The organism is Rathayibacter sp. AY2B3 (genome assembly GCF_002931755.1).
In the GTDB taxonomy this organism is placed as follows: domain Bacteria; phylum Actinomycetota; class Actinomycetes; order Actinomycetales; family Microbacteriaceae; genus Rathayibacter.
Genome location: NZ_PSUG01000014.1, coordinates 1 through 26,919, shown reverse-complemented (window position 1 = coordinate 26,919; position 26,919 = coordinate 1). Strand labels below are relative to the sequence as shown.

Here is a 26,919-nt window from a genome sequence, read left to right as displayed (position 1 = left end):
AAGGGGCGGGCGGGGCGGCGAGCGATTACCCTGAGGAGGTGATCGCGACCCTCTCGCAGTACTCGGTGCTGTGCCTCTCCTCCGCCATGGGCATCTACGCCATGGCGTTCGTCTTCTTCGCGATCGACCTCGCCCGCCGCGCCTCCCTGGCCGACGGCGAGTCGATCGAGGTCGTGCAGGAGGCGGAGCGCGTCGCGTCCGCGGCCGCCGCCGACCGCGCGGCCAGCGGCAAGGCCACCGTCGCCGCCGCCGGCTCCGGACGCACCGCGACGCTCTCCCGCATCGGCAGCCGGGTCGAGGACGAGGTCTACCGCGCCCCCGCCCGCTCGAAGACCATGCGCATCGGGTTCTCGCTCACGCTCCTCGGCTTCGTGCTGCACCTCGCCGCGACCGTCCTCCGCGGCGTCGCCGCCGGCCGCGTCCCCTGGGCGAACATGTACGAGTTCTCCATGACCGGGACGCTCATCATCATCGGCGTGTTCCTCGCCGTCCAGCTGCGCTGGGACCTCCGCTTCCTCGGAGCGTTCATCACCGGCCTCGTCCTGGTGCTCCTCGGCATCGCGACCGTCAACTACTACGTCGCCGTCGTCCCGCTCCCGCCGGCACTCCAGTCGTACTGGCTCGTGATCCACGTGCTCGTCGCGATCCTCGGCACCGCCTTCTTCGCCCTCGGCTTCGCGCTCTCGGTCACCCAGCTCCTCCAGGCCCGCCGCGAATCCTCCGGCGACAGCCCCCGCTCGGTCCTCCGCTTCCTGCGCACCCTCCCCAGCTCCCTCACCCTCGAGAACCTCGCCTACCGCGTCACGATCCTCGGCTTCATCCTCTGGACCTTCACCCTCATCGCCGGCGCCGTCTGGGCCGAGAAGGCCTGGGGCCGCTACTGGGGCTGGGACACCAAGGAGGTCTGGACCTTCATCATCTGGACCATCTACGCCGGCTACATCCACGCCCGCGCCACCCGCGGCTGGCGCGGCACCCCCTCCGCCTGGCTCGCCATCGTCGGCTTCGCCGCCGTCATGTTCAACTTCGGCGTCGTCAACGTGTTCTTCAAGGGACTCCACGCCTACTCCGGCCTCGACACCGGCATGTGATCGGCGGGGCCTGGTGGGGCCGCTCGCGGCGTTGTCGGCGACGAACGTAGCGCCGCTACGCCCGACGCCTCCGCCTTGCGATCGACCCCACCAGGCCCCGCCGACCCAGCCCTAGGACGTGGACCGATGACGGCTCCGCTTCGCGGTCGCCGCTGAGGGGGGCTCCGCTTCGCGGTCGGGTTCGGGGGGGGGCTTCCGCTTCGCGGTCGAGTGCGGGTGCGCTGCGCCTCGCGGTCGGGACCGGCGGGGTGCGCTTCGCGAGCGAGTTCTGGGGGTTCTGCTCGGCGGACGCGGTCCGACCGGCGTCAGCTCGCGGTCGGGATCGGGCGGGCTCCGCTTCGCGGACGGGCCCGGAAGGGGGGCGGTCGCCGGGACAGGCTGATCGAGCAGCGAGGGCAGTGCGCGCATCGAGATCTCGTGACACGGGCGTGCGGGCGGCTGATTCGAGATCCCATGGCACGGATGCGCGTGGGCGATGCCTGCTGATCGAGCGTCCAGCAGGATGCGCGTGTCCGATCCGGGGCGCGGACGGACCGTGGCCGGAGCGGTGCCGGTCGAATGCCCTCAGCGGGCGCAGCGGGACGCCGGGGGCGCCGGCGGACCGGTCAGACGGCGGTGACGACGTCGATGAGGTGGGGGGCGAAGGGGGCGTCGAGGGCGAGGACGACGCGGGTGCGGGCGTCGGAGGGGTGGACGCCGCGATAGATGCCGCGGAGGTCGGCGACGGTCTGGCCGCGGCCGGGGCCGTGGGTGGCGTCGACCGTGACGTGGACGCGGGGGGCCGAGGTGATAGCGACGGCGTCGACGGCGATCGCGGCGGCCATGGGGTCGTGCATGGCGGCGGTGCGCTCGCCGAAGTGGCCGACGTAGAAGTCGAAGTAGAAGTCGAGCGCCTGCCCGATGGCCTGCGCGAGGGGATCGGGCGACGCGAGCAGCACGCCGCGGTCCTCCTCCGTCAGCAGGTGCCGCATGGTCACGTCCAGGGGCACGAGCGTGAGGTCCCAGTCGGCCGCGACGACCTCGGCGGCGGCCGCCGGGTCGTGCCAGATGTTGGCCTCCGCCACGGCGGTCACGTTGCCGGGGACCAGCGCCGCTCCGCCCATCACGGTCACCGAGTGGACGAGGGACGCGATCTCCCGGTGCGCGCGGAGGGCGAGAGCGAGATTCGTCAGCGGGCCGATCGCGACCAGCCGCAGCTCTCCCTCGTGCTCGCGGGCGAGACGGAGGAGCAGATCGGCCGGATCCTCGTCGACCGGCTCGCCGCCCGCGGGCAGCGCGACCCCGCCGATCCCGTCGTCGCCGTGGACGTGCGGGGATCCGCCGGCGTAGTACTCCTCGAGGAAGTGGTGCGCCCCCACGGCGACCGGCACGTCGTCGCGACCGGCCAGCGCGAGCAGGCCGAGGCTGTTGACGGCGGCCCGGCGGGCGTCGGTGTTGCCGCTGACCGTGCTGATCCCGACGAGGCGGGCCCGGGGCGAGCGGAGGAGGTAGGCCAGGGCGAGCGAGTCGTCGATGCCGGTGTCGCAGTCGAGGAAGACGGGGACGGTCGATGCGCTCACGGGGCTCCGATGCTCGAGGGTGGGGGACGCGTCGGGCACCGGCGGCCGACGCTCCCATTCTGCCGCCCCTCCGACACGGCGCCCGCCGCCGACGATCAGAGCAGCGCGTAGGAGTCGCGGAGCCGCGCCCGCCACCAGGCGAGTCGCTCCGGCGACACCGCGTGGCGGGAGAGGAGCTCCTCCGAGACCTCCACGCGGCCGACGGGGATGCTGCCGTCGACCGGCCGCAGCGGCCGCTCCGTGACGTCCGCGGCGAGGAGGGACGCGGTGCCGAGACCGCAGTCGAAGGGCAGCTCGGGGAGGGCCGCGGCCAGGGCGGCGCCCATCGCGAGTCCGACCGAGCTGTCGATCGCGCTCGAGACCACCGCCGGCAGCCCCGCTTCGGCGACGAGGGCCAGCGCCCGACGCGTCCCCCCGAGCGGCTGGGCTTTCACGACGAGCAGGTCCGCAGCTCCGGCCCGGGCGACGGCGAGCGGATCGGCGGCCTTGCGGACGCTCTCGTCGGCGGCGATCGGGATGCCCATGTACTTCACCCGGTAGCGCAGCTCCGCCAGCTCGTCGACGCTCGCGCACGGCTGCTCGATGTACTCCAGGTCGGACTCCGCGAGGGCGTGGACGGCGTGCTCGGCCTCGTCGAGGTTCCAGCCGCCGTTCGCGTCCACGCGGATCCGGCCCTCCGGACCGAGCAGGCGACGGACCTCGACGACCCGCGCCACGTCGTCGGCCAGCGTCTGGCCGCGCTCGGCGACCTTCACCTTCGCGGTGCGGCAGCCGTGATAGCTCTCCAGCACTGCGGCGACCTCGTGCGGCGCGACGGCCGGGACGGTCGCGTTCACCGGGATGCGATCGCGGAGCGGTGCCGGCTGCTCGCTCCAGCCGTAGTCGATCGCCGCCCGGAGCCACGCCGCCGACTCCTCCGCGCCGTACTCGAGGAAGGGCGAGAACTCGGTCCAGCCCTCGGGGCCGCGCACCAGCGCGATCTCGCGGCGGTCCACGCCGCGGAAGCGGGTGCGCAGCGGCAGGGCGACGACGCGGAGTCCCGCGTCGAGCTCGCCGAGGGAGGGGAGCGGGGAGGCGGGTACGACGTCGTCCATCCGGCCATTGTCCACCGGCCGGGGCGGCGCAGCGGCCACCCGGGCGCACGAGGTCCGTGCCGCGCGCGCAAGCCCCCGGGGTCCCTCCTCCGAGCGCCCGCCGAGGTGCCAGACTGACGAGGCTGCCGTTGGAGTCCGGAGGAGTGCGATGAGCCAGATGCCGATGAGCCCGCCGCCCGTGCCCGCCCCGGGGCCGACGCAGGGCTCCTCCCCCTCCCCTCGACCGCTCGGGAGAGGCGCCTGGATCGCGCTCGGGACGAGCCTGCTCGTGGGCGTCGTCTACACCGGCGTGCTCGGAACGGTCGTCGCCGTCGGAGTGGGCGGCGCGCTCGACTCCGCCGCCGGCAGCGCGTCGACGAGCGCTCCGGCCGAGCCGTTCGGCGACCCGACGGACGACCCGTTCGGCAGCGGGGACCCGTCCGATCCGCTCTACGACTACCCCGGCTACCAGGACGGCGACGCCGCGACGATCCTCGGCCAGCCGTCCGCGGAGGACGTGCGCGCGAGTGCCGAGAAGGCCGTCGCGGCCGTCGAGGGCGCCGTCCCCGAGGAGTGGACCTCGGCCGACGACGAGTACTACGAGCAGTCGCAGAACGCCTACGGCGGGCCCTCCCTCCTCTACGACTACATCTCGGCGACCGAGTACGCCGCCGCCGACGTCTCGACCGACGCCGATAGGCAGGCGGCGGTCGACCGCTTCACGGCAGCGCTCTCGCCCCTCGGCTTCGACGACGTCGAGGTGGCCGACACCCCCGAGGAGTGGTCGGAGGCGGGCTACGAGCTCGACGGCGACCTCTCGGACGAGGAGGCCTCGGCCGCGCTCTGGATCGTCACCGCGCGCTCCTCCGCCGACCTCGTGCCCGCGATCGAGCTGGGCCTCGTGGACCTCGACGCCGATCCGACCGGCCTGGTCGCCGACATGCTCGACGGAGTCGGCCTCTCACCGGACCCGCAGGGCGCGTTCCTCGCGGGGTACGCGAACGGGGTCCTGCAGGACGAGGACCGCGGCGAGTTCACCGACCGCCTCGAGGAGTACGGCGGAGTCGCCGCGACCTGACCGGGCGCTACAAGCAAGCCCGTCCGCCCGCAAGCCCGCATCGGCGCACCGCCCGCGCCCTACGGTGAGGGGATGGCTGCACCCCGCTCGACCAGGCCCCTGCGCGACTACGCCGCGATCGGAGACGGTCGGACGGTCGCCCTGATCGCGAAGGACGGCAGCGTCGACTGGATGCCCGTCCCGGACCTCGGCTCCACCCCCGCCTTCGCCGCCCTGATCGACGCCGAGTCCGGCGGCTGCGTCGAGCTCGCCCCCGAGGAGCCCGCCGAGGTCTCGCGCGCCTACATCCGCGACACGAACGTCCTCGAGACCACCTTCACCACCGAGTCGGGCACCGTCCGCGTGACGGACGCGCTCGTCACCGGGATCGCCGGCCGCCTCCCGTGGGCCGAGCTCGCGCGCCGCGTGGACGGCGTCGACGGCGAGGTGCGGATGCGGTGGGCCGTGCGCCCCGGGACGGGTCTCGGCCGGTTCTCCCCGTGGATCCAGAACGCCGACGGCCGCTCGCTCATCCGCGCCGGCGACATCACCATCGGCGTCACCGGCCAGGAGCACGGGCCCGACGGAGACGACGCGCCCTCCGGTGCCGGCGACGAGCTGACGGGATCCTTCGTCGTGACCGCGGGGAAGGACGCGGTGCGGCACGTCCTGGTCGTCTCGGCCACGCACGACGAGCCGCTGCACTTCCCCGTCGCGAAGAACGTCGACCGCGGCATCGACCGCACCATCCGCAGCTGGCAGGACTGGTCCGAGGAGTTCTCCTACGACGGCCCGTGGTCCGAGGCCGTCCAGCGCAGCGCCCTCGCGCTCAAGCTGCTGATCTACTCGCCCACCGGGGCCATCGCGGCGGCCGCGACCACCTCGCTCCCGGAGTCGCCCAACGGCGGGAAGAACTGGGACTACCGCTTCGCCTGGGTGCGCGACGCCGCGTACACGATGCACGCGCTGGTGCGCTTCGGCCTTCGCGAGGAGACGCACGCCGCGCTGTCCTGGCTCCTCCGCACGATCAAGGCGCACGGGCCGGACCTGCACATCTTCTACGGACTCGACGGCTCCATGCCGACCGTGCTCGAGGAGTTCGACGTCCCGGGCTACGCCGGCATCGGACCGGTCGTCGCCGGCAACGGAGCGCAGAGCCAGCTGCAGCTGGGCGTCTTCGGCGACCTCTTCGACATCTGCCGCATCTACGTCGACGAGGGCAACGTCCTCGACATCCAGACCGGTCGGCTCCTCGCCCGCGTCGCCGACACCACCTGCGACCTGTGGCGCAACCGCGATGCGGGCATGTGGGAGCTGGAGGAGGAGCAGCACTACACCTCCTCGAAGATGGGCTGCTGGCAGGCGCTCGACGCGGCCGTGCACCTGGCGGAGCTCGGCCAGGTCGCGGGCAGCCCCGAGCGCTGGCGCTTCGAGCGGGACCGCATCCGCGAGTGGATCGAGGAGCACTGCTGGTCCGAGGAGCTCGGCTCCTACGTGATGTACCCCGGCAGCGAGGAGCTGGACGCCTCGGTGCTCCTGCACGCGCCCAGCGGCTACGAGCGCGGCGAGCGGATGGTCTCGACCATCGACGCCCTGGTGAAGGAGCTGGGCCGCGGCGCGCTGCTGTTCCGCTACTCCGGCATGGAGGGCGAGGAGCACCCTTTCGTGGCCTGCTCGTTCTGGCTCGCCTCCGCCCTGGCCTGCGTCGGTCGGCACGAGGAGTCGGTCGCCCTGATGGACGAGCTCGTCGCCACGGTCCCGAACGACGTCGGGATCATGTCCGAGATGATCGCGGTCGACGACCTGGCCTTCTGGGGCAACCTGCCGCAGGGGCTCAGCCACCTCGCGCTGATCAACGCGGCCATCACGATCGAGCAGCTGGCGCCCGAGGAGACCGATCGCGCGTAACCCCGCCCACGGCCTCCGCGCAACCCGTTGAGGGCCGGCCCCGAGGGGCGTAGACCGGAACCACCCCCTCGCACCGCACCCACAAGGAGCACCTCAGCATGGACCTCGGAATCACCGGCCGCACCGCCCTCGTCACCGGAGGCGACTCCGGCATCGGCCTGGCCACGGCGCAGCTCCTCCTCGCCGAGGGCGCGACCGTCGTGATCACCGACAAGGACCAGGCGGAGCTGGACCGGGCCGCGGCCGGGCTCGATGCTCCGGAGGGACGCCTGCACGCCTTCGCCGCCGACGTCACCAGCTCGGAGCAGCTCGCCGAGCTGCACCGCCGGGTGGCGGGAGCGGTCGGCGGGATCGACATCCTCGTGCAGTGCGCCGGGGTCACGGGGGCGCAGGGCCTCTTCCACGAGATCGACGACGAGGGCTGGACCAGCACCCTCGAGGTCGACCTGCTCGGGCCCGTGCGGCTCGTGCGCGAGTTCCTCCCCGACCTCCGCTCCGGAGGCTGGGGCAGGCTCGTGCTCACCGCCTCCGAGGACGCCGTGCAGCCCTACGACGACGAACTGCCCTACTGCGCCGCGAAGGCGGGCGTCCTCGCCTTCGCCAAGGGCCTCTCGCGCTCCTACGCGCAGGAGGGCCTCCTCGTGAACACGGTCTCGCCCGCGTTCATCCGCACTCCGATGACCGACGCGATGATGTCCGAGCGCGCCGAGCAGAGGGGCACCTCGGTCGACGAGGCGATCTCGTCCTTCCTCGACGAGGAGCGGCCGTACATGGAGCTGAAGCGCCGGGGCGAGGCGGAGGAGGTCGCAGCCGTGATCGCCTTCCTCTGCTCCGACCGCGCCTCGTTCGTGAACGGCTCGAACTACCGCGTCGACTCCGGATCCGTCGCCACGATCTGATCCCCGCAACCACGGGCCCCGCCCAGCGCGCGCACCCCGCGCGTGCGGGCGCTGTCCAGCCGAAGAAGCCAGACTCGGGGCGGGACACCGCGCCCGGCACTGCAAGAGAAAGGAACGGTCCATGACCACCACCCTCGAACGCCACGTCGAAGCCCCCGCGGGCTCCGGTGCCAAGACCAGCCGCCGCCAGAACGCCGAGAAGGGCTTCAAGGCCTCCAAGGAGCTGCTCGACAGCCTCCAGATCGTCCTCGTCGATCTGATCGAGCTCCACGTCCAGGGCAAGCAGGCCCACTGGAACGTGGTCGGCAAGAACTTCCGCGACCTCCACCTGCAGCTCGACGAGATCATCGAGGCCGCGCGCGAGTTCAGCGACGACATCGCCGAGCGCATGCGCGCCCTCCACGGGATCCCGGACGGCCGCAGCGACACCGTCGCGGCGACGACCACCCTCCCCGAGTACCCGCACGGCGAGATCGACACGGCCGAGACCGTCGACCTGGTCACGATCCGCCTCGAGAACACCGCCGCCACCATGCGCGAGGTCCACGACCAGGTGGACGAGGAGGACCCGACCAGCGCGGACCTCCTCCACGCGATCATCCAGAGCCTCGAGCAGTACGCCTGGATGGTGTCGGCCGAGAACCGCACCACCTCCGCCGCCAAGTAGCGGCGAGCACCGGCAAGGGGACTCCGCGGGAGCGGGGTCCCCTTCCGTCTGCCCGGACGGTGTCGAGTCGCCGTGCAGTCCGGATCAGTAGGGTCGTGGCATGAGCACGCAGGTCTCCGAACTGTTCGACGCGCACCGCTGGGAGGCCGTCGACGGCTTCGACGCACTCGAGGACATCACCTACCACCACGACCGCTCCGGCCGCATCGCGCGGGTCGCGTTCGACCGGCCCGAGGTCCGCAACGCGTTCCGGCCGCGCACGGTCGACGAGCTGTTCCGCGCCCTCGAGGACGCCCGCACGAACCCGCGCATCGGCGTCGTCATCCTGACCGGCAACGGCCCGAGCCCGCGCGACGGAGGCTGGGCGTTCTGCTCCGGCGGCGACCAGCGGATCCGCGGCCGCGACGGCTACCGGTACTCGGACGGCGAGACCGCCGAGGGCATCGACTCCGCCCGGAACGGCCGCCTGCACATCCTCGAGGTGCAGCGCCTCATCCGCTTCATGCCGAAGGTCGTCATCGCGGCCGTCCCCGGCTGGGCCGCGGGAGGCGGGCACTCGCTGCACGTGGTCTGCGACCTCACCCTCGCCTCCGCCGAGCACGGGCGCTTCAAGCAGACGGACGCCGACGTCGGCTCCTTCGACGCGGGCTACGGCTCCGCGTACTTCGCCCGCCAGATCGGGCAGAAGGCCGCGCGAGAGGTGTTCTTCCTCGCTCGGGAGTACTCCGCGCAGCGCGCCTACGAGATGGGCGCCGTGAACGCGGTCGTACCGCACGCCGAGCTCGAGACGACCGCGGTGGAGTGGGCCGAGACGATCCTCACCAAGTCGCCCACGGCCATCCGGATGCTGAAGTACGCGTTCAACGCCGTGGACGACGGGCTCGTGGGTCAGCAGCTCTTCGCGGGCGAGACCACGCGCCTCGCCTACGGCACCGACGAGGCCGTCGAGGGACGCGACTCCTTCCTCGAGAAGCGCGAGCCCGACTGGTCGCCGTTCCCGTGGCAGTTCTGAGCAGGACGGCGTCGAGGTGACCCGCCCGCTCGCCGGTGTCGACGCGACGGTCGAGGCCGTCCTCCTCGCTCTGCGCGCGGCCCTGGACGGCAGCGGCCCGGCGATCCGCGTGTCCGCCCCCGGTGCTGCGACGGCCTCCGATGACGCCGTCGTGCCGCAGCGCGTCGCCGCTGTCGTCGAGACCTCGGGCTCGTCGGGGCCGCCCAAGCGGGTCGCGCTCTCGACAGCGGCCCTGCTCACCAGCGCCTCCGCGACCCTCGCCGAGCTGGGCGGGCCGGGACGCTGGCTGCTCTGCCTGCCGACGCACTACGTCGCGGGCCTGCAGGTCCTCGTCCGGTCGCTGACGGCGGAGGCCGACCCGGTGGTCCTCCCGGCCGGCGGCTTCGACGCGGCCGCCTTCCTCGCTCTCGCCCGGACGATGCCGACGGGGGAGCGGCGCTACTCCTCGCTGGTCCCGGTCCAGCTCGCGCGGCTGCTGGACCTCGCCGAGCGCGATCCTTCCGCGGCCGAGGCGCTCCGCTCGTTCGACGCCCTCCTGATCGGCGGCCAGGCGACGCCGCAGCCGCTGCGGGACCGCGCCGCGGCCCTCGGCGTGCGCATCCGCCTGACCTACGGTTCGAGCGAGACGTCCGGCGGCTGCGTCTACGACGGCGTCCCGCTCCACGACGTGCGGATGCGCGTCGAGGACGGCCAGGTGCTGCTCGGTGGCCCGACCCTCGCGGAGGGCTACCTCGACGCCGACGGCGCGATCGACCACGAGCGCAGCGCCTCCGCCTTCCTCGAGCTCGACGGGGAGCGCTGGTACCGCACCGGCGACGCGGGCACCGTCGTCGACGGGCGCCTCCGGGTGACCGGCCGGCTGGACCGCGTGATCGTGTCGGGCGGAGAGAAGGTCTCGCTCGACGCCGTCGAGGCCGTGCTCCGCGAGGGGACCGTCCCCGACGCGGTCGTCGTGCGGCGGGCGGACGAGCAGTGGGGCGAGGTCCCGGTCGTCGTCACGGCGGAGGAGGCTCCCGCGCTCGCGGACCTGCGCGCCCTGATCGCCGACCGCCTCGGGCGCGCCGCCGCTCCCGCGGCCGTGCTTCCGGTCGCCCGCATCCCCCTCCTCGCCTCCGGGAAGCCCGACCGCCGCGCCCTCGAGGTGCTCGCCGCGCAGGGCTGACCGGCTCCGAGCGTCGACGGGCCGGTGGGTAGGATTCCCTCCGTGTCGAGTACGAGTCGCAAGAAGAAGTCCTCCAGCGGCCGCCCCGGGGGCAGCCCGCGAGCGGTCGTCGTGAAGCCCGCCGGTCCCCGCGAGTGGATCGCCGGCGCCCGCCTCCGCACCCTCCCGCTGGCCGTCGCCCCCGTGCTCATCGGCACCGGAGCGACCCAGGTCGTCGACGAGGGCTGGCACTGGGTGCGCGCCCTGCTCTGCCTGGCCGTCTCGCTCGCCCTGCAGATCGCCGTCAACTACGCCAACGACTACTCCGACGGCGTGCGCGGCACCGACGCCAATCGCGTCGGACCCTCGCGGCTGACCGGCTCCGGAGCGGCAAAACCCCGTCAGGTGCTCACCGTCGCCCTGGTCTTCTTCGGGATCGCGGCCGTCGCCGGCCTCGTGCTCACCGCCCTCTCGGGGCAGTGGTGGTTCCTGATCGTCGGCGCGGCGGCGATCGCTGCCGGCTGGTTCTACACCGGCGGACGCCGTCCCTACGGCTACCTCGGGCTGGGCGAGCTCTTCGTCTTCGTGTTCTTCGGCCTGGTCGCCACTGTCGGCACCACCTTCGTGCAGATCGGCCGCACCAACCAGGAGTCGTGGCTCGGCGCCGTGGCGGCGGGCCTGTTCGCCTGCGCCGTGCTCATGGTCAACAACATCCGCGACATCCCGACCGACCGCCTCTCGGGCAAGCGGACCCTCGCGGTCCTCGCGGGACCGGCCGTGTCCCGGGCGATCTACACCGGATTCGTGCTGATCCCGTTCGGCATCGCGGTGATCCTCGCGCTGTTCTACCCGCTGGCGTGGCTGACGCTCTTCGTGCTGCTGATGATCCTGCCGGCCATCCTGATCACCCTGACGGCCAAGACGGCGAAGGAGCTCATCCTGGCGCTGCAGCTGACCAGCCTCGGCGGACTCGCCTACGCGGCGATCCTCGGGGCGGCGCTGGCGTTCTAGGGCGGGGAAGGGTGCCGGCGCCGGTCCGCGGCCGAGGGCGGGGTGCGGGTGTCGGTCCGTGCCCGGGACGGGGTGCTCGCCGGCCGGGGTCCCCGGGAAGCGCTCGCCGGCGGTCCGCCCGCGATCGAGGACGGGAGCTCAGCGCTCGTCGCGGGTCGCGTCGACCGCGGCGTCCTCGACGTCGTCGTCGGTCGGGGCGCGCGGGACGTCCTTGCGCCGCTCGTAGATCGCCTCCGCGATGCGCTCACGGGGCTTCCTCAGCAGGATGTACGAGAGGGACAGGCTCGCGATCGCGGCGACGAAGCCAGCGGTGACCGCGGCCGTCAGCTCCGAGTCGACGAAGGTGCGCGCCGGCAGGTACACCAGCACGAAGACGCCGGCGAACATGGCCAGGCGCAGGAGCGAGTAGACGACGACCGCGCGGCTCAGTTTCACCGGGACAGTGTACGTCGGCCCCTGCACGCACTTCCGTGAGCACCGTGGGAGCCTCCTGTCCAGCGTCCGTGCGGACCCTCCCCGACGAGGGTGCCGGACGTAGACTCGTGTCCATGATCCGCCTCGTCATCGGCCTGCTCGTGGCCCTCGCCGTCTTCACGGTCTACACCGTGATCGACGTCGCGATGAGCAACCGTCACGCCGTGCGTGCGATCCCCAAGTGGTCCTGGCTCCTGGTGGTGCTCATCCTCCCCGTCATCGGTGCGGGACTGTGGTTCTGGATCGGCCGGCCCCGCAAGCAGCGCGCCGCCGGCCGCCGCTACACCGCTCCGGATGACGACCCCGACTTCCTCGGCACGCTCCGCACCGAGCGCGACCCCGAGGAGGAGCGCCTGCAGGCCGAGCGCATCGCCCAGCTCGAGCGCGACCTCGCCGACATGGACGAGCAGGGCGAGGCCGACGGCCCCGGCCGCCGGGATGCCTGAGCACAGGCCGGTCGCCCCCTCCACCCGATTCGCGGTCGACCTCCTCACCCGCTTCGTCGCGCTCGGCGTCCGCGACGTCGTCGTCGCTCCGGGCTCCCGCTCGCAGGCGCTCGCCCTGGTGGCGGCAGAGCTCGAGACCCGCGGCGACGTCCGGCTGCACGTGCGGATCGACGAGCGCTCCGCCGGGTTCCTGGCGCTGGGCCTCGCCCTCGAATCCCGGATGCCGGCGCTCGTGATCACGACCTCCGGCACGGCGACCGCGAACCTGCACCCGGCCGTGCTCGAAGCGGACGCCTCGGACGTGCCGATGATCGTCCTCACGGCCGACCGTCCCGACGAGCTGCGCGGCATCCGCTCCAACCAGACGGCCGAGCAGCGCGAGCTGTACGGGCGTGCCGTGCGCCTGTTCGAGGACGTGGCGGCTCCGGACGACGACTCCCGGCCCGAGGACGCGCGGGCGCTCGCCGATCGGGCCGTCGCCGCCGCGCGACGCGGGCCGGTCCACCTCAATCTCGCCTTCCGCGATCCGCTCTCCTCCGCTCTGCCGGACATCGAGCGGATCGAACCGGTCTCGTCGCCCGCGATCGGATCCGGGACCCCGCGTGCCGTCGTGACCGCCGGGCCGGGTGAGCCGCTCACTGTCGTCATCGCCGGCGACAAGGCGGGCGCGGAGGCCGAGGACGTCGCGCGCGCGGGAGACTGGCCGCTGCTGGCCGAGGTCTCCTCCGGCGCCCGCTTCGGGCCGCAGCTCGTCGTCGCCTGGCGGCGCCTGCTCGGCGAGCCGGACTTCGGCGGACGCATCCGCCGGGCGATCGTGCTCGGCCACCCGACGCTCTCCCGCGAGGTCCCCGAGCTGCTGCGGCGCGAGGGAGTCGAGGTGATCGTCGTCGACCCCGTGCGCGAGCAGTTCTACAACCCCGGCCGGCGCGCCCGACGCGTCGGAGGCGTCGACGTGGTCCGCCCCGAGGGGTCGCCGCGTCCCGAGCGCGGCGAGCGCGCCTGGGCCGGATCCTGGGTGTCCGCGAGCCGCGCCCTGACGGTCGATCCCGACGAGCTGGACGAGGTCCCCGACGCGGGGTCGATGTCGGTCGAGGACCGCCGCGGCTACGCGCGCAACGCCCTCGCCGCGATCAGGGCACCGCTCACCCGGGAGTTCGTCGTCGCCGCGGTCTGGAAGGTGACCTGGCCGCACGACCGGCTCCTGTTCGGAGCCTCGCGACTGATCCGCGTCGCCGACGGGACTCTGCCGGGCAAGCGCATCTCCGTTCTGGCGAACCGCGGCCTCGCCGGCATCGACGGCACGATCTCGACCGCGCTCGGCATCGCGGTGGCCTCGCAGGCCACCGAGCAGGGAGCGGGCGGCGTCACCCGCGCGGTCCTCGGCGACCTCACTCTGCTCCACGAGGCCGGCGGCCTCCTCCTCCCGCCCGGTGAGCGGCGACCGCGCGTGCAGCTCGTCGTGGTGAACGACGGGGGCGGCACGATCTTCGACGGGCTCGAGGTCGCGTCGAGCTCGCATCCCGACGCGTTCGACCGCGTGCAGTTCACTCCGCAGAACGCCGACCTGGAGGCTCTCGCGCGCGCCTACGGGTGGGGCCACCGCCGTGCGGCGACGCGCGGCGAGCTGGAGCAGGCGCTGACCTCGCCGGGCGACGGGCCGGGCATCGTGGAGATCCGGCTCGAGCGCTGAGTCCGCACGGGTCCGGTCGGACGGTCCTCCACAGGTCGTCCTCGGGCGCGGTTCTCCCCGGGACGCCTCGTTCGAGCTCCGGAGCCCGTCTGCTGCTGCTTCGCTGGAGGCATGGCTGATGCGGAGACCGTGCGAGGAGAAGTCCTCGCCCTCGGCGACCGGGCGGCGGCGCTCGCGAGGAGCGCCTCCCCGGTGCTCCTGTCCGCGGCGGAGGCGCTGCACGCGGGACACCGCACAGCGCTGACCTGTCCCGAGGCGTTCGCCCGAGGCTCCTCGGCGCGCGACGAGGATGCGACGGACCTCGTCGACCGGTCGATCCGAGCCGAATTCGCCGTCGCCCTCGGGATCTCCGAGCGCACCGCCGCCAGGGAGCTGCTGCACGCCTCGCTCCTGATGGAGGAGCTGCCGCGGACCCGTGCCGCGCTCGCCCACGCCAGGATGCGCTGGGAGGCCGGCCAGCTCATCTGCTCCGTCGCGGCGACCCTCCCGGCAGCGGCGCGCGCGGCCTACGACGACCGGGCCGTCGACCTCGCCGAGACGCTGACCCCGGGGCAGCTGCGCCACGCCCTCGCGCGGGTGCGGGAGGAGCTGCACGACGAACCCCTCATGGAGCGACACGCTCGCGCCCGGGAGGACCGCCGGGTGTGGCTGACGGCCGGGATCGACGGCATGGCGACGGTCTGCGCGCACGTCCCCGCGCCTCAGGCCGTCGGAGCACTCGCCCGGCTCGACCGCATCGCGAGAGATCTGCGCGACGGCGGCCAAGGGGAGCGCGATCTGCGGACGCTGGCGCAACTCCGCGCCGACGCGTGGACCGACCTGCTCTGCCACGGGGACGTGGCGGGGACCACTCCGGAGGGAGCCGCGGCGCCCTCGACGGGGCCGCGGGCCGAGGTGAGAGTCACCGTAGCGGCGAGCACCGCCGCGGGCGACGACGAGGCGGCCGCTGAACTCGACGGCTACGGGCCGATCCCCGCCGAGGCGGTGCGAGCGCTGATCGACGACGACGCCGCCTTCACCCCGGTGCTGACCGACGAGGAGACCGGAGCGGTCGTCTCCGTCGGGCGCCGCCACCGCCTCCCGCCGCCGAGAATGAGGCTGCTGGTCCGCCTCCGCGACCAGACCTGCCGCTTCCCGGGCTGCACCCGGCCGGCGTCCTCGACGGAGACCGACCACAGCGTCGAATGGCGCAACGGGGGAGAGACGGCACCCGAGAACCTCGCCTCACTGTGCGTCGCCCACCACCACGTGCGCCACGGCGACCGGTGGACGTATCTGCTCCATCCGGACGGCACAGCGGACTGGACCACACCGACGGGCCGACGCGTGACGACCCGACCGCCGGCGCTGCCCGGGCGTCCGCCGGAGGGCGCAGGACGACGGCCGGTCGTGCCCCGGCTCGACGGAGACCCGGCGGGCTAGGCAGCGGCGGGACAGCGGCCGGGTGGTCGACGGCCTCAGCGACTCCCGACGTACGTCAGGCGAGCGCGTCGGTGATCGGCCGGAACTTCATCCGGGTCTCGGCGAGCTCGGAGTCGGGCACGCTGTCGGCCACGATGCCGGCGCCCGCCCAGGCCGTGACCGCGCCCTCGGCCGTGACCTCGGCGCTCCGGAGGCCGACGGCCCACTCGCCGTCGCCGTTGCCGTCGATCCAGCCGACGGGTCCTGCGTACCGACCGCGGTCGAAGGGCTCCAGGTGCTCGATGAGCGCGAGGGCGTCGGCGGTCGGAGTGCCGGCCACTGCCGCGGTCGGATGCAGAGCGTCGACGAGATCGAGCGCACTGGAGGAGTCGTCCAGAATCCCTCGCACGTCCGTCGCGAGGTGCCAGAGGTTCGGCAGGCGGAGCGTGAACGGGGCGACGCCGGCCGTCAGCTTCCGCGTGTGGGGCTCGAGCTCCCGGACCAGGCTGGCGAGAGCGAAAGCGTGCTCCGAGCGGTCCTTCGGGCTCGCGAGCAGAGCGGTCTCCACCTGGGCGTCGGCGAGCGGGTCCTCTCCTCGGGCAGCTGTGCCCGCGAGCACCCTCGCCGAGATCTCGCCCCGATCGACCGCGACCAGCGTCTCCGGACTGGCGCCGAGGAATCCGTCCACGGCGAAGCCCCAGCAGTCCGGGTAGCGCTCGGTGAGCGCACCCAGCATCCGACGCAGGTCCGCGCCCGGAGGAAGCCGCCCCTGCAGATCGCGCGCGATCACGACCTTGGACAGCTTTCCCGCCCGGATCGCCTCCACGCCTGCGGCCACCGCCTCGCGGTACCCGTCCGGCGACAGAGCACCCGGCGAGAGCGGCACGTGGTACTCCGCTCCCAGCGGCTCCTCGCCCGGCGTCTCCGGTCCCTCCGACTCGCTGATCGTGATCCGCGTCAGCCACGACCGGCCGTCGCGCGTCCCGATCACGGTCCGCGGCACGATCAGCACGCTCGTCGCCTCGGATCGGCTCGAGAAAGCGAAGGTCCCGAACGCGACCAGCCCCGTCCCGGGCAGTCCGACCCGGTCGTCCACCGTCGCCGCGTCGCAGAGCCGACGCCACGCCGCCGCCGCGTCCCGCAGCCGTTCCGGCCCCGAGAACTCGAGCCGCAGGGCCTCGCCGCGTCCGCTGAGGCCGGCGCCGTCGCGCTGCCAGAGGAGGGGCAGTCGCGGGTCGGAGTGGGAGAGGAGCGACTGCGGAGAGTCCAGAGGAGTCGTCTCCGCACGCAGCAGGGGGGTTCCAGCGCCGATGAGCGTCACCTCAGCAGGGTACGCCCGCGCCAGAAGGTGGGACGTCCCACGCCGCGGGGCTCGGGGCGCTGGGCTCCGTTGCTACCGTGATCCGGTCCGGCGCCGCCGCGCGAGGCGGAGCGGGGCGGCCCCGGCGCTTCCCCAGGGGGAGCGCGCCGACCGGGCGCGGGACGGCGGATGCACAGCCGCCGTCCCGCGTCTCGCCGTAGACTTGCGGATCGTGACGAAGGCAGACCTCACCAAACGGCCCGACGAGGTCGCCTCGATGTTCGACACTGTGGCTCCCGCCTACGACCTGGTGAACGGACTCCTCTCGGTGGGGAACGACCGGCTCTGGCGGATCGCGACGACTCGCGCCGTGAACCCTGCTCCCGGTGAGCGCATCCTCGACATCGCGGCCGGCACCGGCACGTCGAGCGCGTCGCTGGCGCGGTCGGGTGCCCAGGTCGTCGCAGCCGACTTCTCCCCGGGGATGATCGCCGTCGGCCGACGCCGTCAGGCGGGCAACGACCGGATCGAGTTCGTCCAGGCCGACGCGATGGACCTCCCGTTCGAGGACGAGTCGTTCGACGCCGTGACCATCTCGTTCGGTCTGCGCAACGTGGCCGAGCCCAGGACGGCGCTCGCCGAGTTCCTGCGTGTGCTGAAGCCGGGCGGCCGGGTCGTGATCTGCGAGTTCTCGACTCCGCCGATCGCCCCGCTGGCCGCCGCGTACGACTTCTACCTGTCGACCGTCATGCCCGCCGTCGTGCGGCTCGCGTCGTCGAACAATCCCGCGTACGACTATCTCGGCGATTCCATCCGGGCCTGGCCGGCGCAGAGCGTCGTCGCCGCCTGGCTCCGCGCCGCGGGCTTCGAGCGCGTGGCCTACCGCGATCTGACCGCGGGCATCGTGGCGCTGCACCGCGGCGTCAAGCCGATCGCGGCGACCCGATGACCACCGGGGTCCGCACAGGCCGAGACGTTAGGGTCTCCCTGTGAACGCCACTGCGCCCGTCGCTCGTCGCAGCCCGTCTCTGACGGCGCAGCTCGGCCTCTCCGAGCGCATCTTCTCCTCCTCGTCGGACCGGGCTCTCGCCCGCACGATAGACGCGGGACTGGAGCAGGTCGAGGAGGGTCTCGTCCGGCAGCTGTCCTTCGCGGACGCCGTGGCCGACGTCTCCACCCGGTACCTCCTCGAGGCGGGCGGGAAGCGCGTCCGCCCGATGCTCACCCTCCTGGCCGCGTCGCTCGGCCGCGGCAACACGCCGCAGGTCCTGCTCGGTGCGCAGGCGATCGAGATCACGCATCTCGCGTCGCTCTACCATGACGACGTCATGGACGAGGCGGAGAAGCGCCGCGGCGTCCCGTCGGCCCAGACCGTGTGGGGCAACAACGTGGCCATCTTGACGGGCGATCTGCTCTTCGCCCGCGCGAACCAGCTGATGGTCGAGCTCGGCGACAAGGCGATCCGGCTCCAGGCCGACACGTTCGAGCGGCTCGTCCTCGGGCAGCTGCACGAGACGGTCGGCCCGACCGACGGCGAGGACCCGGTCGAGCACTACCTGTCGGTCCTGGCCGACAAGACCGGGTCGCTGATCGCCGCGGCGGGCCGCACGGGCGTCGCGTTCTCGGAGGCTCCGGAGGAGTACGAGGAGGCCATGCGCGTCTTCGGTGAGAAGATCGGCGTCGCCTTCCAGATCGTCGACGACGTCATCGACCTTTCGCCCCAGCCGGAGGAGACCGGCAAGAACCCCGGCACGGACATCCGCGCCGGTGTGTCGACGCTGCCGATCCTGCGTCTGCGGGAGCGCGCCTCGTCCGACAGGGAGGCGGCGGCTCTCCTCGCCCGCATCGAGAGCTACGTGAGCCGTTCGAACGACGCCATCGCGCACACGGAGGAGCAGAGCGCCGACATCTCGGACGCCATCGCTCAGCTGCGCGATCACGACGTCACTGCGCAGACCCTCTCCGAGGCCCACCGCTGGGCCGACGAGGCCGTCGCCGCCCTCGCTCCGCTGCCCGACGGCTCCGTCCGCAAGGCGCTGACGCGCTTCGCCGACACCGTCGTCGAGCGCAACGGCTGACCCCGATCGTCGCGGCGCGCCCTGCGCCGCAGGAATGAGACCGGTTGTGCGCTGCGGCGCCCCGGCAGGAGGAACGCAATGACCAAGCTCAGGCTGGCCATCGTCGGCGCGGGTCCCGCGGGCATCTACGCCGCCGACCTCATGATCAAGGCCGAGAAGAAGTACGACGTCTCGATCGATCTGTTCGAGCACCTGCCCGCTCCCTACGGCCTGGTCCGCTACGGAGTCGCGCCCGATCACCCGCGCATCAAGGGGATCATCACCGCGCTGCGGGAGGTGCTCGACCGGGGCGACATCCGTATCTTCGGCAACGTGCACTTCGGGACCGACATCACGCTCGAGGATCTCAAGCGGCACTACCACGCCGTGATCTTCGCGACCGGCGCCGTCCGCGACGCTCCGCTCGTCGTCCCCGGCGTCGAGCTCGAGGGCTCCTACGGCGCGGCCGACTTCGTCAGCTGGTTCGACGGCCACCCCGACGTGCCGCGAACCTGGCCGTTGGAGGCCTCCTCCGTCGCCGTCATCGGCAACGGCAACGTGGCGCTCGACGTCTCGCGGATGCTGGCGAAGCACGCCGAGGACCTCCTGCCCACCGAGGTCCCGCCGAACGTCTACGAGGGGCTCAAGGCGTCTCCCGTCACCGACGTGCACGTCTTCGGGCGCCGTGGTCCCGCTCAGGTGAAGTTCACTCCGCTGGAGCTGCGCGAGCTGGGCGAGCTGCGCGACGTGGACATGATCGTCGCCGACGAGGACTTCGACCTCGATCCCGCTTCGGAGGCCGCCATCGCGACCAACAAGCAGGTCATGGTCATCAACCGGGTGCTCAACCAGTGGCGCACCCGCGAGGTCGGGGGCGCCTCGCGCCGCCTGCACCTGCACTTCTGGGCGAAGCCTCTCGAGTTCGTGGACGACGGATCCGGTCGGGTCGGCGCGATCCGGTACGAGCGCACCGAGCCGGACGGCGAGGGTGGAGTGCGCGGCACGGGTGAGATCCGCGAGGTCCCCGTGCAGGCCGTGTACCGCGCGGTCGGCTACTTCGGCTCACCGCTCGACGGCCTCCCGTTCGACGAGATGCGAGGTGTGATCCCGAACCGTGAGGGCCAGGTCCTGGACGACGAGGACCAGCAGGTCCACGGCGTCTACGCGACCGGCTGGATCAAGCGCGGACCGGTGGGCCTCATCGGGCACACCAAGTCCGATGCCATGGAGACGGTCGCGCACGTGCTCAACGATCAGGCGTCGTGGTGGACGCCCGAGCACCCCGAGGAGGCTGCCGTGGTCGCGCTGCTCGAGGAGCGGGAGATCGCCTACACGGATCTCGACGGCTGGCACCGGCTGGACGAGCACGAGATGGCGCTCGGCGAGCCCGAGGGCCGTGCGCGTGTGAAGGTCGTTCCCCGTGAGGACATGATCGCGATCTCGCGGGCGGAGCCGGCCGCGCTCTGACGCGAGCTCTCCGAACGGCCCTCCGATGCACTTCGGAGGGCCGTTCGTCGTTCCGGCGCGGACGCCGCGCGCCTCCTCTAGGCTTCGGGCACCGCTCTGGACGGAGACAGCATGACCACGCCCGCGCCCCACGACGTCATCCGGGTGCGCGGTGCGCGCCAGAACAATCTCCGGGGGGTCGACGTCGACATCCCGAAGCGGAGGATCACCGTGTTCACCGGGGTCTCGGGCTCCGGTAAGTCGTCTCTCGTCTTCGGCACCATCGCGGCCGAGTCCCAGCGCCTCATCAACGAGACCTACTCCGCCTTCGTGCAGCAGTTCATGGGGTCGCCCGCCCGCCCGGACGTGGAGTCGCTCGACGGGCTGTCGGCCACGATCGTCGTCGACCAGGAGCGGATGGGGTCGAACGGCCGGTCCACGGTCGGCACGGCGACCGACGCGTACACGATGCTCCGGATCCTCTTCAGCCGGATCGGCGACCCGCACGCGGGCACGAGCGGTGCGTTCTCCTTCAACCTGCCGGAGGGGATGTGCCCCCGGTGCGAGGGGACGGGCCGCGTGTCGAGCATCGACCTCGACGCGCTGATCGACCGCTCGAAGTCGCTCGAGGGCGGTGCTCTCGACGCGATCCCGAACTTCGTCGTCGGCGGCTGGTACTGGAAGGGCCTCGCCGAGTCGGGCCTGTATCCGGCCGATGTCCCGATCGCGGACTTCACGCCCGAGCAGATGGACGCGTTCCTCCACCGTCCCGCCACCAAGATGGCCATCGCCGGGATGACGATGACCTACGAGGGCCTCCTCGTGAAGGTCACCCGCCTCTACCTGGCGAAGGAGGCGGCGCAGCCGCACATCCGCGCCTTCGCCGAGCGGGTGGCCACGTTCGCCGCCTGTCCCGAGTGCGGAGGCGGGCGGCTCACCCGGGCGGCGTTGGAGTCGCGCATCGAGGGGCGGAACATCGCCGAGTGCGCCGCGCTGCAGGCGACCGACCTCGCCGCGTGGCTCCGTGGACTGCAGGCGCCGTCCGTCGCTCCGATCGTCGAGACCCTCCTCGGGACACTCGACGCCCTCGTCCAGGTCGGCCTCGGCTATCTGTCGCTCGATCGGGAGTCGGGCACCCTCTCGGGTGGTGAGGCGCAGCGGGTCAAGATGGTGCGGCATCTGGGGTCGAGCCTCACGGATGTCACGTACGTCTTCGACGAGCCGACGGCGGGGCTGCATCCGCACGACGTCTCGCGGATGATCGAGCTTCTGCGCCGCCTGCGAGACAAGGGCAACACCGTCCTGGTCGTCGAGCACAAGCCGGAGATCATCGAGATCGCCGATCACGTGGTCGATCTCGGTCCGAGGGCCGGCGCGCACGGCGGCGAGCTGCGGTTCGAGGGGACGGTGGCGCAGCTGCGCACGTCCGACACTCTGACGGGCCGCCATCTCGGTCACCGTGTCCCGCTGAAGGAGGCCGTGCGCCGTCCGACCGGGGCGGTCGAGATCCGCGGAGCCTCCACGCACAATCTCCGCGGCGTCGACGTGGACGTCCCGCTCGGCGTGCTGACCGTCGTCACCGGAGTCGCCGGCTCGGGCAAGTCGTCGCTCCTGCACGGCTCGCTCGCGGGTCGGCCCGGCGTGGTGGTGGCCGACCAGTCGCCGATCCGCGGCTCGCGGCGCAGCAATCCGGCGACCTACACCGGGGTCCTCGATGCTATCCGTGCGGCCTTCGCGAAGGCGAACGGCGTGCGACCGGCGCTCTTCAGCGCCAACTCGGCGGGCGCCTGCCCCGTCTGCAAGGGTGCCGGGATGATCTTCACCGAGCTGGGCCCCGCCGCGACCGTCTCGTCGGTCTGCGAGGAGTGCGACGGCAAGCGGTTCACCGCGGAGGTGCTCGAGTACCGCCTCCGCGGGAGGAACATCCACGAGGTGCTCTCGATGCCGATCGTCGACGCCGCGGAGTTCTTCGCGACCGGACCGGCGCACACGGTGCTCGCCCGACTCGTCGACGTCGGTCTCGGCTACCTCACCCTCGGACAGCCGTTGAACACGCTGTCCGGGGGCGAGCGCCAGCGCCTCAAGCTCGCGATCAACATGGCCTCGGCCGGATCCGTCTACCTGCTCGACGAGCCGACGACGGGTCTGCACCTCGCGGACATCGACACGCTGCTCGGCCTGCTCGACCGGCTGGTCGACTCCGGGAACTCCGTCGTGGTGATCGAGCACCACCGCGCCCTGATGGCCCACGCCGACTGGATCATCGACGTGGGGCCCGGTGCCGGGCACGACGGAGGGACGATCGTCTTCGAGGGGACTCCGGTCGGGCTCGCGGCGGCGGACACGCTGACCGGACGCGCCCTCGCCGAGTACGCGCGCTGACGCACCCGGAGCGGCGACGCCCGAGGGTCAGCGCGAGAACGGGCCGGACAGGGCCGCCCACTGCAGGAGCATGATCGTCTTCGCGTCGACGATCTGCACGCCGATCTGGGTCAGCGCCTCGTCGAACGAGAGCTCGAGGACCTCGATGTCCTCGCCCTCGTCGGCGAGTCCGGCGAATGCTCCGCTGCGCGTGCCCGCGCGGTAGCGCCCGGCGTAGAAGTGCAGCTTCTCGGTGACCGAGCCGGGGCTCATGAACGCGTCGAACACGTGCTCGAGCCGGCCGACCTCGAGTCCCGTCTCCTCGGACGCCTCGCGGCGGGCGCCCTCCTCGGGCCCGTCCTCGTCCAGGAGGCCGGCGGGGACTTCGAGGAGCATCCCGTCGATGTCGCCGTTCACGTACGCGGGGTAGCGGAACTGCCGGATCAGGACGACGGTGCGCGCCTCGGCGTCGTAGAGCAGGACCGCCGCACCGTTCCCCCGGTCGTACGTCTCGCGCTGCTCGGTGGTCCAGCTGCCGTCGCGGTGCCGGTAGTCGAAGCGAGTGGTGCGGAGGACGTACCAGTCGCTCGAGAGGAGGGTGACCTCCTTCACGACCACGTCGGGGTTCCCGACGAGGTCGAGGCCCTCCCGGTCGAGTCCGGAGCGGCCCCGCCGGTCGGGCTCGTCGATGCCGGCGGTCACGCGCGTGCTCCCGAGTGCGCCATCCCTCAGCGGAAGTTGACGAACTGGAGGTCGAGCTCGAGGTCGGCCCCGCGCAGGAGCGCCATGGTCGCCTGGAGGTCGTCGCGGCTCTTCGAGGACACGCGGAGCTCGTCGCCCTGGATCTGCGACTTGACCGTTTTCGGGGCCTCGTCGCGGATGAGCTTGTTGATCTTCTTCGCGTGCTCCTGGTCGATGCCCTCCTTGAGGGTGGCCTCGATCCGGTACTCCTTGCCGGAGGCGAAGGGCTCGCCCGCGTCGAGGCTCTTGAGGCTGATGCCGCGCTTGATCAGCTTCGACTGGAAGACGTCGAGGATGGCGTTCGCCCGCTCCTCGGTGTTGGCCTTGATCAGGATCTTCTCGCCGCTCCAGGCGATCGAGGCGCCGACGTTCTTGAAGTCGTAGCGCTGCTCGACCTCCTTGTGGGCCTGGTTCAGGGCGTTGTCCGCCTCCATCTTGTCGATCTTGCTGACGACGTCGAACGTTGAATCTGCCATGGCTCCGAGTTTAGCTTTCAGGCGTGGCGGAGCCCGGCCCCAGGCGCGGCTGGTACCTCTGAGGAGTGCGCCGCCTCCCCGTTCTCGTCCTCGTCCCGCTCGCAGGCCTCCTCCTCGCCGGCTGCGGTCAGCGGCCGCCCGCGCTGACGGTCGAGGAGGGCCTGTCCACCGTTCCTCCCGCGGCGACCGCTCCCGTCGCGGCCGACCCCGTCGTGCTGGAGGATCCCGAGCAGGCCGCGGCGACGCCCGTGCGGCTGCTCGCCGACGAGGCGTGGCTGGGCACGGCGTCCGAAGGGAGCGGCATCCCGCTGCGCGCGCTCACCGCCTACGCGGGCACGGCCCTCCTCACGGCGTCGGTCGACCCCGACTGCCGCCTCGACTGGGCGACCCTGGCCGGCATCGGCTACGTCGAGAGCAGGCACGGCACGATCGACGGCGGCGAGCTGGGCGAGGACGGGCGGCCGACGGAGGCGATCTACGGCCCCCGCCTGGACGGCACGCGCTTCGACCGGGTCCCCGACAACGACGGCGGGGCTCTGGACGGCGACGCCGAGGTCGACCGGGCGATGGGTCCGCTGCAGATCATCCCGGCGACCTGGATGGCGTGGGCGTCGAGCGGATGGGATCCGCAGAACGTGGACCAGCAGGCGGTGACCGCCGCCCGGTACCTCTGCGACGCCGGCGGCGACCTCTCGACGGAGTCGGGCTGGCGGGCGGCGATCGCGGCCTACAACCCGGCCGGGAGCTATGCGGGGAAGGTCGCGGAGGCGGCGTCCCGCTACGCGGCGGAGGCGGACTGAGCCCTCGCGGCACCGATTTCCGATCCGCCGGTCGCGTGGGTATCCTTGCTGAGCGCCTCCGGTTGTGAACACACGGTCGGGTGCGCCACGGCGAGTTACCCTAGCGGCCAAAGGGATCTGACTGTAAATCAGACGGCGTAGCCTTCGGGGGTTCGAATCCCTCACTCGCCACCGAGCAGGAGCACCCAGCAGACGCCCCGGCATCATCAGATGCGCGGGGCGTTCCGCATGTCGGGGCAGCACCGGTCCGGGGCGGCACCGGTCCGGCGGATCCTCGGGGGGGCGGTCCTTCCTGCCGCCGCACCCCGCGCGCCGTCACCTCGGCCTGCGCCGCCGCCTCAGCCCCGCGCCTCCTGCTCCAGGAACCCCGCGAGGGAGAGCGGCGGCCGTCCGGTCAGCCGCTCGACGTCGCCCGAGACGTGCTCCAGCTGCCCGGCGGCGATCGCGGAGTAGGTGCTGACCCAGGCGTCCAGCTGCCAGTCCGGCGCGTTCCAGCGGCGGCGCGAGGCGTACGCCTCCTCGAGGGTCTCGTCGACGAACACGGCGGGACGTCCTGCCGCCGTCAGGGTCGCCGCGACCTCGTCGAGGGTGAGCGCTTCGGGTCCGGTCAGCTCGTAGGCGGCTCCGCGGTGCTCTGCGGGGGACCGGAGGACAGCGGCGGCCGAGCGGGCCACGTCCTCGCGCGCGACGACGGCGGCACGGCCCGATCCCGCGGGTCCGCGGATCGCGCCGTCCTCGCCGAGCATCGCGGGCAGGAAGTCGAGGTAGAGGTTGTCGCGGAGGAACGTCCAGCCCATGCCGGAGCGGCGGATCGCGTCCTCGGTGGCCGCGTGGTCGCGGGCGAGGGTGAAGACCGCGTCGGGTGCGGCTCCGGCGAAGGAGGTGTAGACGACGTGCTCGACGCCCGCGGCGGCGGCCGCGTCGACGAACGCGAGGTGCTCGGCGCGGCGCTCCTCGTTCTCGGAGGCGGAGACCATCAGGAGGAGGCGCACCCCCTCGAGCGAGTCGCCCGCGTCGGCGAAGGAGGAGCGCACCACCTCCGCCCCGGGGAGCTCGGGCGCGCGGGACGGGTCGCGGACCAGCAGGCGGAGGGCGTGACCGGCGTCGGCGAGCTCGCGCGCGACGCGGCCGCCCACGGCTCCGGTGGCTCCGGTGAGGGCGATCGGGGTGCTCATCCCCCCATGATGGGCCCGATCCCTAGGCTGGGGCCATGAGCGACAACGCCCCCCTCCTCGCCATCGCCCGCTCGATCGCCGTCGAGGCGGCGCACCTCGCCCGCCAGCGGCGGCAGGACGGTGTCGAGATCGCCGCGTCGAAGTCGTCCCCGGAGGACGTGGTGACAGCAGCGGACCGGGAGGTCGAGCAGCTGATCCGCCGGCGCCTGGCCGAGGCGCGACCGGACGACGGCTTCCTCGGCGAGGAGTCGGGTTCGGGGGGCGGCACGAGCGGCCTGACCTGGGTCGTCGATCCGATCGACGGGACCGTCAACTACCTCTACGGCATCCCGTCCTACGCGGTCAGCATCGCGGTGGTGGAGGGGGAGCCGGATCCCGCGACCTGGACCGCGCTCGCCGGCGCGGTCGTGAACGGAGCGACGGGCGAGGTCACCACGGCCAGCCGAGGCGGGGGAGCCGAGCGGGACGGCGTCGCCCTGCAGGTCTCGGCTCCCTCCTCCCTCTCGCTCGCGCTGGTCGGCACCGGCTTCGGCTACGACGCCGGCCGCCGGATGCGCCAGGGCGCCGTGGTGCAGGAGCTTCTGGGCTCGGTCCGCGACATCCGCCGCATCGGCTCGGCGGCGCTCGACCTGTGCTCGGTGGCCACCGGGCAGCTGAACGCGTACTACGAGCGCGGCCTGAACCCGTGGGACCTCGCCGCCGGCGCCCTCATCGCCGAGGAGGCGGGCGCGCGGGTCGCAGGACTCGACGGCGCCCCCTTCGGCTCCGGGCTGCTGATCGCGGCGCCGGAGCCCCTCTTCGCCGAGCTGGAGGATCTGCTGCGCCGTTTGCGCGCGGACGAGGTGTAACCGCTCTCCCGCGTCGGGCCGACACGGATTCCGTGCGTCGGCAGGTGGATCAGCGCAGGATCCCGTCGGGGCTCGCCGCGTGCCGTGCCCCGATCACGCCTGTGCGCGGCGGGCTCTGGCCGGATCCCGCCGGCCGTGGTTATCCTTTATGAATTCGTGATGTTCGCACATGCTGCGCTCACGGAACCGAGCGGTGCCTCTCCCTGGAGGCCCGCTCGTCCCCTGCCCCCGACGGAAGACATCGATTTCGTGAGCCCCGATTCGCCCGCCCCCGCTGCCCCTGCAT

24 protein-coding genes and 1 tRNA gene are annotated in these 26,919 nt (G+C 72.7%); 18 read left to right on the top strand and 7 right to left on the bottom strand.

What is annotated here, in order from left to right:
• The first annotated feature begins 86 nt into the window (after nucleotides 1–86).
• A complete protein-coding gene (ccsB, locus tag C5C24_RS06475; RefSeq protein WP_104249832.1) occupies nucleotides 87–1,091 on the top strand; it encodes a c-type cytochrome biogenesis protein CcsB in 1,005 nt (334 codons plus the stop codon).
• A gap of 605 nt (nucleotides 1,092–1,696) precedes the next feature.
• Here ccsB and C5C24_RS06470 read toward each other — a convergent pair.
• Complete coding sequence (locus C5C24_RS06470) at nucleotides 1,697–2,650, bottom strand: nucleoside hydrolase (RefSeq protein ID WP_104304576.1); 954 nt, start codon at nucleotides 2,648–2,650, stop codon at nucleotides 1,697–1,699.
• Between the two features lie 95 nt (nucleotides 2,651–2,745).
• A complete protein-coding gene (locus C5C24_RS06465; protein ID WP_104280996.1) occupies nucleotides 2,746–3,744 on the bottom strand; it encodes an o-succinylbenzoate synthase in 999 nt (332 codons plus the stop codon).
• A gap of 148 nt (nucleotides 3,745–3,892) precedes the next feature.
• Between C5C24_RS06465 and C5C24_RS17885 the strand changes: the two genes are divergently transcribed.
• The 7 genes from C5C24_RS17885 (at nucleotide 3,893) to C5C24_RS06430 (ending at nucleotide 11,418) form a co-directional block, all read left to right on the top strand.
• Nucleotides 3,893–4,801, top strand: coding sequence for a hypothetical protein (locus C5C24_RS17885; RefSeq protein ID WP_181135492.1), 909 nt, complete (start codon nucleotides 3,893–3,895; stop codon nucleotides 4,799–4,801).
• Nucleotides 4,802–4,873: 72 nt separating this feature from the next.
• Complete coding sequence (locus tag C5C24_RS06455; RefSeq protein WP_104276648.1) at nucleotides 4,874–6,688, top strand: glycoside hydrolase family 15 protein; 1,815 nt, start codon at nucleotides 4,874–4,876, stop codon at nucleotides 6,686–6,688.
• 98 nt (nucleotides 6,689–6,786) lie between these two features.
• Nucleotides 6,787–7,587 carry an SDR family NAD(P)-dependent oxidoreductase gene (locus tag C5C24_RS06450; protein ID WP_104304575.1) on the top strand — a complete coding sequence of 267 codons (801 nt, stop codon included), beginning with the start codon at nucleotides 6,787–6,789 and terminating at the stop codon, nucleotides 7,585–7,587.
• Between the two features lie 121 nt (nucleotides 7,588–7,708).
• On the top strand, nucleotides 7,709–8,254 hold the full coding sequence (locus C5C24_RS06445; RefSeq protein WP_104223596.1) for a Dps family protein: 546 nt from the start codon (nucleotides 7,709–7,711) through the stop codon (nucleotides 8,252–8,254).
• Between the two features lie 100 nt (nucleotides 8,255–8,354).
• Nucleotides 8,355–9,266: a 1,4-dihydroxy-2-naphthoyl-CoA synthase gene (locus tag C5C24_RS06440; RefSeq protein ID WP_104304574.1), complete on the top strand. Its 912-nt coding sequence runs from the start codon at nucleotides 8,355–8,357 to the stop codon at nucleotides 9,264–9,266.
• Nucleotides 9,267–9,282: 16 nt separating this feature from the next.
• Nucleotides 9,283–10,428 carry an AMP-binding protein gene (locus tag C5C24_RS06435; protein WP_181135491.1) on the top strand — a complete coding sequence of 382 codons (1,146 nt, stop codon included), beginning with the start codon at nucleotides 9,283–9,285 and terminating at the stop codon, nucleotides 10,426–10,428.
• A gap of 42 nt (nucleotides 10,429–10,470) precedes the next feature.
• A complete protein-coding gene (locus C5C24_RS06430) occupies nucleotides 10,471–11,418 on the top strand; it encodes a 1,4-dihydroxy-2-naphthoate polyprenyltransferase (RefSeq protein ID WP_374955323.1) in 948 nt (315 codons plus the stop codon).
• A gap of 138 nt (nucleotides 11,419–11,556) precedes the next feature.
• Here C5C24_RS06430 and C5C24_RS06425 read toward each other — a convergent pair whose 3' ends face one another.
• Nucleotides 11,557–11,853, bottom strand: coding sequence for a DUF4229 domain-containing protein (locus C5C24_RS06425; RefSeq protein WP_104304572.1), 297 nt, complete (start codon nucleotides 11,851–11,853; stop codon nucleotides 11,557–11,559).
• Between the two features lie 113 nt (nucleotides 11,854–11,966).
• Between C5C24_RS06425 and C5C24_RS06420 the strand changes: the two genes are divergently transcribed.
• From C5C24_RS06420 to C5C24_RS06410, 3 genes are all read left to right on the top strand, one after another.
• The gene (locus C5C24_RS06420) at nucleotides 11,967–12,338 is read left to right on the top strand and encodes a PLD nuclease N-terminal domain-containing protein (protein WP_104225908.1); all 372 of its coding nucleotides are present in this window, start codon (nucleotides 11,967–11,969) and stop codon (nucleotides 12,336–12,338) included.
• On the top strand, nucleotides 12,331–14,028 hold the full coding sequence (gene menD, locus C5C24_RS06415; protein WP_104304571.1) for a 2-succinyl-5-enolpyruvyl-6-hydroxy-3-cyclohexene-1-carboxylic-acid synthase: 1,698 nt from the start codon (nucleotides 12,331–12,333) through the stop codon (nucleotides 14,026–14,028). The genes C5C24_RS06420 and menD overlap by 8 nt, the downstream gene beginning before the upstream one ends.
• Nucleotides 14,029–14,139: 111 nt before the next feature.
• A complete protein-coding gene (locus C5C24_RS06410) occupies nucleotides 14,140–15,450 on the top strand; it encodes an HNH endonuclease signature motif containing protein (protein ID WP_104304570.1) in 1,311 nt (436 codons plus the stop codon).
• A 55-nt stretch (nucleotides 15,451–15,505) separates the two neighbouring features.
• On the opposite strand, the gene C5C24_RS06405 is transcribed toward C5C24_RS06410, so the two are convergent.
• Nucleotides 15,506–16,750 (bottom strand): isochorismate synthase MenF, encoded by a 1,245-nt coding sequence (locus C5C24_RS06405; RefSeq protein ID WP_374955322.1) that lies wholly within the window; start codon nucleotides 16,748–16,750, stop codon nucleotides 15,506–15,508.
• 211 nt (nucleotides 16,751–16,961) lie between these two features.
• Here C5C24_RS06405 and ubiE point away from each other — a divergent pair, with 211 nt between their 5' ends.
• From ubiE to C5C24_RS06385, 4 genes are all read left to right on the top strand, one after another.
• The gene (gene ubiE / locus C5C24_RS06400; RefSeq protein ID WP_258065067.1) at nucleotides 16,962–17,678 is read left to right on the top strand and encodes a bifunctional demethylmenaquinone methyltransferase/2-methoxy-6-polyprenyl-1,4-benzoquinol methylase UbiE; all 717 of its coding nucleotides are present in this window, start codon (nucleotides 16,962–16,964) and stop codon (nucleotides 17,676–17,678) included.
• 40 nt (nucleotides 17,679–17,718) lie between these two features.
• A complete protein-coding gene (locus C5C24_RS06395) occupies nucleotides 17,719–18,807 on the top strand; it encodes a polyprenyl synthetase family protein (protein WP_104276655.1) in 1,089 nt (362 codons plus the stop codon).
• A gap of 78 nt (nucleotides 18,808–18,885) precedes the next feature.
• A complete protein-coding gene (locus C5C24_RS06390) occupies nucleotides 18,886–20,253 on the top strand; it encodes an FAD-dependent oxidoreductase (RefSeq protein ID WP_104276656.1) in 1,368 nt (455 codons plus the stop codon).
• Between the two features lie 111 nt (nucleotides 20,254–20,364).
• Complete coding sequence (locus C5C24_RS06385) at nucleotides 20,365–22,614, top strand: excinuclease ABC subunit UvrA (RefSeq protein ID WP_104304568.1); 2,250 nt, start codon at nucleotides 20,365–20,367, stop codon at nucleotides 22,612–22,614.
• Nucleotides 22,615–22,641: 27 nt separating this feature from the next.
• Here the strand turns inward: C5C24_RS06385 and C5C24_RS06380 are convergent, their stop codons facing one another.
• The gene (locus C5C24_RS06380) at nucleotides 22,642–23,295 is read right to left on the bottom strand and encodes an NUDIX domain-containing protein (protein ID WP_104276658.1); all 654 of its coding nucleotides are present in this window, start codon (nucleotides 23,293–23,295) and stop codon (nucleotides 22,642–22,644) included.
• Between the two features lie 26 nt (nucleotides 23,296–23,321).
• The gene (locus C5C24_RS06375) at nucleotides 23,322–23,810 is read right to left on the bottom strand and encodes a YajQ family cyclic di-GMP-binding protein (protein WP_104304567.1); all 489 of its coding nucleotides are present in this window, start codon (nucleotides 23,808–23,810) and stop codon (nucleotides 23,322–23,324) included.
• 65 nt (nucleotides 23,811–23,875) lie between these two features.
• Between C5C24_RS06375 and C5C24_RS06370 the strand changes: the two genes are divergently transcribed.
• Nucleotides 23,876–24,610 carry a hypothetical protein gene (locus C5C24_RS06370; protein WP_104304566.1) on the top strand — a complete coding sequence of 245 codons (735 nt, stop codon included), beginning with the start codon at nucleotides 23,876–23,878 and terminating at the stop codon, nucleotides 24,608–24,610.
• Between the two features lie 89 nt (nucleotides 24,611–24,699).
• A tRNA-Tyr gene (locus tag C5C24_RS06365) sits at nucleotides 24,700–24,781 on the top strand.
• 167 nt (nucleotides 24,782–24,948) lie between these two features.
• On the opposite strand, the gene C5C24_RS06360 is transcribed toward C5C24_RS06365, so the two are convergent.
• A complete protein-coding gene (locus tag C5C24_RS06360; protein ID WP_104304565.1) occupies nucleotides 24,949–25,785 on the bottom strand; it encodes an SDR family oxidoreductase in 837 nt (278 codons plus the stop codon).
• Between the two features lie 35 nt (nucleotides 25,786–25,820).
• Here C5C24_RS06360 and C5C24_RS06355 point away from each other — a divergent pair, with 35 nt between their 5' ends.
• Nucleotides 25,821–26,633 (top strand): inositol monophosphatase family protein, encoded by an 813-nt coding sequence (locus C5C24_RS06355; protein ID WP_104276660.1) that lies wholly within the window; start codon nucleotides 25,821–25,823, stop codon nucleotides 26,631–26,633.
• Nucleotides 26,634–26,919: the final 286 nt, after the last annotated feature.